Genomic DNA, 6,961 nt, shown 5'->3' on the forward strand with positions numbered 1-6,961 from the left:
GGAAGTGGGGAAGTGGGGAAGTGGGGAAGTGGGGAAGTGGGGAAGTGGGGAAGTGGGGAAGTGGGGAAGTGGGGAAGTGGGGAAGTGGGGAAGTGGGGAAGTGGGGAAGTGGGGAGAATACAGTACAACTTAAAAATTAATCAGAGGATAAAAAACCGGGGAAAAGATAGTTTCAGCGCAATACATCTGGGTGAATCTATTCGGTATCAATAACTCCCTCCTGCAATAACCTCTGATCAAAGCTTAACTGAAATCCAGCCGGGGGCAAATGCGCTTTTTTCTGTTCCCCAGAATTCCCCTCACCATTAGGGATTAAGTAAGTCTTGCGGCTGAAGGATGATGATATTAGGAAGGGGAACAAAGTCATCAGGATTAAAGGTTAATAAATGAGTGATACTATGAGCTTTCATAACAGCCAGAAGCCTAATATCGTGAGTTCTTTTTCCCTTGATGTTATAGTCAGTGACTAATTGAAACCAAAGGGGAAATATCTCTGGCGTTTCTTCGAGGACAGTGAATCTGGTTAGAAATTGATTGATTTGATTTTTAGTTCTTTCAGGAGTCCAGCCTAACCCATTAACCTCAGTAGGACGGGTGGCAACTACCCAAAACTCAATGATAATTTGTGAGGTCAAGCAGCATTTATGTCCTTGCTCTATTAAGATATAGGTCGCATCTCTTGCTAAGGCATAATTAGCGGAAATTCGGTCACTCAGCCTGAGTAAAATATTGGTATCAAATAGATATTTAGCCATCAGTCATAGATAGTTTCACGCCCTAAGGCTTCATCGGGTAATCCGGGGGTATCCTTGGGTTGACTTTCCAGAAATTTTAGCCAATCTTCTGCTTTTTCGTGGGAGGTCATCTCTGCAATTTTTGGCGAAGTTATCTGAGTTAGAAATTGGCTGAAGTTTAAGACTTCTTGTTGTTTTTCTAAAGGAAGTTTTCGCAAGTTTTCGATAACGGCTTGTTCAATATTCATCGAAATTCAGCTTGTCGATTAATCGGCCTACTAAAAAGCATCAATCTCTTCAATACCTGCCGTTTCCCCATTATATCACCCCCCCGCTCTGGCACTGACCAAATCCCCCCACTTGGCTGGGATATTATTCCTACGCAAGTCCCTAACCGCTCAGGGTCCCTCGATTTGCTACTCTAAAGGAAAGATAACCGATTCTTAAAACCAAATCTATGAGCATTCCCGAAATTAGCGTCCATGAACTCGCTCTCCGTTTAGCCGATCATGATCCTAATTTACAACTTATTGATGTGCGCGAACCAGAGGAAGTTGCGATCGCATCTGTAGCCAATTTTACCATTTTACCCTTGAGTCAATACCAAGAATGGTCGCCCACTATTGCCAGCCAATTCAACCCCCAAGCGGAAACCCTCGTTATCTGTCACCATGGCATGAGATCCCTGCAAATGTGCCAATGGCTACAAAGTCAGGGTTTTACTAATGTTAAGAATATTAACGGTGGCATCGATGCTTATTCCCTCCTCGTCGATCCTAATATTCCCCGTTACTAATTTTCATGGCCACCATCGGGAAAAGAGAGAGGCAAACTATCCCCTTTCTCACCATGGATTACTGATAACTGATAACTGATTAAGCGTTATACTGTCTAAAAAAATGTTATAAATCTTTTGTTAAGATTATTCCCCTATGTCCGCTAGAACCCATCTCAGTGATCGCTATCAACATATCTTAAAGGCGACAATCCAACATTATATCGCCACGGCCGAACCGGTTGGCTCGAAAACTCTACTTGATGAGTACAAGTTTACTGTTAGTTCCGCCACGATTCGCAATGCTCTCGGTAAACTGGAAAAAGAAGGTTTACTCTATCAACCCCACACTTCCTCCGGACGCATTCCCTCCGATTGGGGTTATCGTCTCTACGTCGATGAGTTGATGACTCCCGATGACCGTATCGGCGAAAAAATCGGCTATTATCTGCATCAAAACGCTAAATCTCCCGCTTGGAGTCTCGAAAGTCTGCTGCAACGGGCCACCCAACTTTTAGCCGGTTTAAGCGGTTATATCGCTATCGTTACCCTCCCCCACACCCTCACCAATACCCTGCGTCATCTGCAATTAGTCCCCGTCTCGGACCGGCAGATCATGTTAATTATTGTTACAGATAGTTTACAAACACGCTCGGTTATGATAGAAATTCCTGAGTCTATGGCAACGGACAAGAAGGATGGATTAGCAGAAGAATTACAAATCCTCTCTAATTTTCTGGGGGAAAAATTAAAGGGTTATTGCTTGGCAGATTTAATTAACCTCGATTGGCAGCAAATCGAGCGAGAATTTACCCGTTATACCCATTTTCTCCAACAATTAAGCCAGGAAATCGGCGCTAGTCTCCAATCCACTGCCACCCCAGAAATTATCGTCCATGGTGTCGCTGAAGTCATTCGACAGCCCGAATTCGCCCAATGGCAACAAGTACAAATGTTACTGCATCTATTGGAAGCAGAACAGGATCGCCTTTTACCCCTGATTTTACAAAGACCAGAACCGGAAAAATCAGCTAAAAAAGTCAAAATCACTATTGGTTCCGAAAATCCTCTGGAATCCATGCGCCCTTGTACTCTTATCTCCGCTTTTTATAAACAGGGAGATACTCCCGTCGGTAGTGTTGGCATTATCGGACCGACGCGAATGTTATACGAAAATACTATTCCCCTAGTGGAATCCACCGCTAACTATCTCAGCGAGGCTATAAGTAAGTAGATATCCCCCGCAAAGGTTCGGGAATGGGAGAATCGACAGTAAACTCTAAAATTGTCTCACCATCGCCCAAATAGCCAGAATTGGCAAAACAGAGCAACATCCGCACCAGCGCCACCCACACCTCCGCATCGAACTCCCAATCCTGTCCCCGACGCGCTCCACAGGCGATCGATTTTAGCGCCCAAAAATAACTATTTCTCACCACTGAACCGCCTTTTTTGTAAACCGGCACATCCTCATGGTGAATATAAAGAATATCATCTTTAGCGATCGCTCTCATCGGTGGCTAGGAAGGTTGCGGGAATTTTCAGTTGACTGTCCTAGATAATAACATCTTTAGCGATCGCTTGCGTCGCGCCAGAAAACCCACTATAACATTTTTCTTTCTTTCTCACAAATATGAAGTATAATGTCATCGATAGCTAAACCGCACAAAAAATGAAATCCTATCCAGTAGAGTTCCGTCAGAAAATCCTCGACTGTTATTATAACGAACCCATCTCTCAAAGACAATTAGCGAAAAGATTCTGCGTAACCCTAAGTTTTGTACAAAAGCTTTTGAAACAATATCGAGACACGGGAGATCTTCGACCGAAGACTTATCGATGTGGACGTCATTTAAAACTCACGCCAGAACAAATGCTCGTCCTCGGTGAGTTAATTGAGGAAAATAATGACGCAACTCTAGCTGAACTATCAACACTATTCCTAGAAAGAACTGGTATAGTGTTAAGTGTGGCGACAGTGGCAAGAATAGCCGAACGCTTGAGAATAACCCGCAAAAAAAACTATACAACCACCCGCAAAAGAGACAGAAAAACTACAACAACTTAGACAAGAATAGAAAGTAAGTGGGTGGGTGGAATTAAATATAAGATGAACGTAGGTTGGGTTGAAGCATGAAACCCAACGCCCGCTCATGTTACGCTACCGCTAACCCATCCTACAAATAATTGTGCCTCCCTACTTAGGGTTTGCGGCAAAAAGTTTTTACTGGGGGCAGAGTATAGGATAAGATTTCCCAGAAGCAATCTTTTTAATGTCTCATCGCTTCTATTATTTTCATGGTTTCGACGCTGACAGTGCAGACTCGTTGTAATAAGTCAATTACTGTTTCTTTATAATCGGCAAAGCGATAATGATTAAATCTTTCGGCGATGGTTTGATCTTTGGGTTTCTTTTCCTTATATTGATCTAATATCCATTCTAGGGCCGAACGATTACCGAGTTTATATTCCCAGGCAATTTTGGGAATATCTTGTAGGAAAGTGACATCATCGAGGTTGATAGAATTTTTTTCTCGGTCAGCTTTTAGTTTAGTTTTGGGTTTGAGGTTATTATTAGTATCAATGCGGGTTAGTGGGTAGGGTGCGACGGTTTCATAGTTGATATGTAATTCCATTAGTTTGCTTCCCCATTCTACCCATTGAGAGAAGTTATCATAAAAGGGAAGCCGGGGAAATTCTCGCTTGAGGTTTAATTCGTATTTACTGCGATATTCCGGGTAATGAAGGACTGCATAAGTGTAGTGGAAGATGTGGAGTTTGGTGATGGTTTTATCGTTGTAATGGTTTTGGAATTGTTGCAATCCCCAATCGGTGATATTATCGATGCGGTTTCCTTCTTTGTCGTAGCGGTAGAGGGGGAGACATTGAGTTTTTTCTAGAAAATCATAATTAGCAGAATCATTAGATGCAAACACTTGGAAAGGTTTAGAAAGCGGAGTACCTGAAAAATAAATAACACTATTACTATAATCAAATCCTTTCCCAAACAATTCTGCATGATAGTTAGTTAGAACATCATTGAGTATAAAATCGCTGTAAAATAATTGCTTTATAAAAGGGCGAAATAGAGAAAATATAATTTTTGCTCTATCAAAAGTAATGCTATGCCTAGAAATTAAGTGCTTTTTTAAATCTCGACTCCATTTAATATTAAGATTTACCATTTCATCAATATTTATATTGGAAAACAAAGACGTTTCTGCGTATTTAAAAATATCTGAATTATAAATATCGATAAAATAACTTATCTTGCTCTCAAGTTGCTGTGAATTGAAATCATATACCCATTCATCTCTATTACTCTTTATTCCATTTGTGTACAACTTAAATATTGCAACTTCATGAATTTGATCTTTGGACAGCTTAGTATCTTTATCAACTACAGGTATTAAGCTATTAAAATCATTATCTGATTGTTCAATCCAATTATGTTTTTTGTCTGGTATGATATGCTCAAAGTGAATATCTTTGAAATCATTTACTTGCAGATAATTAAGTTTATTTTGTCGCAATTCATGAACATCAAAAGGATTCGCATAAAAAAGCTTATTTCGATTATTATGATTGTCTTTAATCAAAAAACTTATCACAATACCTGTCATAGCAGCAGCACCAAAAATTGTGTGTTTTTCACCAATGAAAATACCATCTCTACCAGAAATTTTTCTGACATTACCACCTAAATCTATAAAATAAGCGCAAGTAAATTCTTCTTCAATACATTTTCTAAATCCATCAAAGGAGCGACCATCCAAGAAAGAAGAGTTAGTAATAAAAGCTATTATACCATTTTCACCTAACCTATCAGTAGCCCAACGAAAGAAGCGAGAATACATATCATATAGCTTTGTCTTCTGCGCGGTACTCTCTTCGATGTAAGTATCCTTAATGCGCTTATCAATAGCAGGATACTTCCGATTTTTATTATTGTCATTCTCATTTTGCTGATTAGCATTATAAGGAGGATTACCAATAATTACAGAAATATTGCGGTCATTTTGATTTTGAATGCGTTGGGTATTCTCCACCGACATGGCAAACAAATCCATCTGCTTGAGATGAAAAGCAGCATGGTCCAGGGTATCGACAAAACAGATATGCTCAAACTCTTCATACTCACCCATCTTCTGCTTGTAGGTGAACTCAATATTCAAATTAGCAATATAATAAGGCAGAATTGCCACCTCATTACAGTGCATCTCATGCTTATACTTGTACTGTAACTTATCCTTCGGTAAATACTCAATCAACTCCGTCACAAAAGTTCCTGTACCCGTCGCCGGATCTAAAATTTCTACTCCTGGATCCGCCAACAACTTACCAAAATGCTTGTGGACTAAATAATCCACACTTTCAATCATAAAACGGACAATTTCATTGGGTGTATAGACAATTCCCAACCGGTCCGCCGCTTTCGGATTGTATGCTTTATAAAAATTCTCATAAATCGCCTTGAGAAACTTCTGCTTCTCGTGGTGGTTATAAATATTCGCCGCCGTCCGCCGAATTACTGCATAATAACGTTCAATAGTCCCTAAAGTATTGCGCTTAGTATTACCAGTAAAGAAAGTTTCAATCACTCCCTGTAATTCCCTAGCGATATTATTTTCCCGGTGAAACTGGGACTCATTAAAAATATTGATAAAAATATCCTCTGTCAGAATATGCTGAATAATCATCTCTCGCACATCTTCCAGACTAATTTCTGGATTGATTGACTTGCGACAAATCTCTAAAAATTTGTCCCGCGCTGTCACAAAATTCCGATTCGTCTCCGACTGTCGCGCAATTAAACCCCGCAACGCTTCTAAAATTGTTGGTAAATCTTCCTTAAAACTATCAATCGCCTCTCGAAAATCTTCAACCTCCGGACGGACATAATTGATAAAAGCATTAATAATCCCATCCAAAGCCTCATCATCGCGCATCGAGACGCGCAGTCTTTCCTCTCCTCCTTGAATTAAAACCGCCGTCTGGGAATCTTCAAATAAAATATTGTCATTAGGGTAGCCTTTCGCTAACTTTTTCTCAATTTCTTCATCTAAATTATCGTATTGATCCTTACTTTCCCAATATCCCCAATCTAACCGTAAAGCATCCTTTACCGTCCCGTCAGGATAGACAACTTTTCCCGACTTAGTGCGATAATCCAACTCCGGAATTAACAAAAAATCCCGCGCCTTGCAATAGTCATTTAACAAATTCTGAAAAGCGACTCTAATCGAAGTTTCCTTGCGACTGCCGCCATATTGGACAATCTTTTCAACTTCCGCCTGATACTGGCTGATTAATAATCTAGACATGGGCTTAGAGGAGGTAAATAAGTAGTTATAATCAAAGAGAAGATAGATTTTGGACTCTGATCCCCTGCCCCCCTTATTAAGGGGGGTGCCGATAGGCGGGGGGATCTACCCTTATTAAGGGGGGTGCC

Annotated in this window: 7 protein-coding genes; 3 read left to right on the forward strand and 4 right to left on the reverse strand. The window is 40.5% G+C overall.

What is annotated here, in order from left to right:
* Positions 1 to 305 precede the first annotated feature (305 nt).
* Entirely contained in the window at positions 306 to 755 is a 450-nt protein-coding gene (locus IM509_RS16835; protein ID WP_052275323.1) for a type II toxin-antitoxin system VapC family toxin, read from the reverse strand.
* Positions 755 to 982: a hypothetical protein gene (locus IM509_RS16840; RefSeq protein ID WP_052275324.1), complete on the reverse strand. Its 228-nt coding sequence runs from the start codon at positions 980 to 982 to the stop codon at positions 755 to 757. The genes IM509_RS16835 and IM509_RS16840 overlap by 1 nt, the downstream gene beginning before the upstream one ends.
* Positions 983 to 1,191: 209 nt before the next feature.
* Between IM509_RS16840 and IM509_RS16845 the strand changes: the two genes are divergently transcribed.
* Positions 1,192 to 1,530, forward strand: coding sequence for a rhodanese-like domain-containing protein (locus IM509_RS16845; protein ID WP_052275325.1), 339 nt, complete (start codon positions 1,192 to 1,194; stop codon positions 1,528 to 1,530).
* A gap of 136 nt (positions 1,531 to 1,666) precedes the next feature.
* Positions 1,667 to 2,743 carry a heat-inducible transcriptional repressor HrcA gene (gene hrcA / locus IM509_RS16850; protein ID WP_008207188.1) on the forward strand — a complete coding sequence of 359 codons (1,077 nt, stop codon included), beginning with the start codon at positions 1,667 to 1,669 and terminating at the stop codon, positions 2,741 to 2,743.
* Here the strand turns inward: hrcA and IM509_RS16855 are convergent.
* Complete coding sequence (locus tag IM509_RS16855) at positions 2,730 to 3,023, reverse strand: hypothetical protein (protein WP_072927475.1); 294 nt, start codon at positions 3,021 to 3,023, stop codon at positions 2,730 to 2,732. The two genes, hrcA and IM509_RS16855, sit on opposite strands and share 14 nt — an antisense overlap.
* A gap of 158 nt (positions 3,024 to 3,181) precedes the next feature.
* Here IM509_RS16855 and IM509_RS16860 point away from each other — a divergent pair, with 158 nt between their 5' ends.
* On the forward strand, positions 3,182 to 3,577 hold the full coding sequence (locus IM509_RS16860; RefSeq protein ID WP_185237811.1) for a helix-turn-helix domain-containing protein: 396 nt from the start codon (positions 3,182 to 3,184) through the stop codon (positions 3,575 to 3,577).
* 202 nt (positions 3,578 to 3,779) lie between these two features.
* On the opposite strand, the gene IM509_RS16865 is transcribed toward IM509_RS16860, so the two are convergent.
* Entirely contained in the window at positions 3,780 to 6,833 is a 3,054-nt protein-coding gene (locus IM509_RS16865; RefSeq protein ID WP_185237810.1) for a type ISP restriction/modification enzyme, read from the reverse strand.
* Positions 6,834 to 6,961: the final 128 nt, after the last annotated feature.

Origin of the sequence: Microcystis sp. M31BS1, assembly GCF_020245285.1 — a bacterium.
In the GTDB taxonomy this organism is placed as follows: Bacteria; Cyanobacteriota; Cyanobacteriia; order Cyanobacteriales; family Microcystaceae; genus Microcystis; species Microcystis panniformis.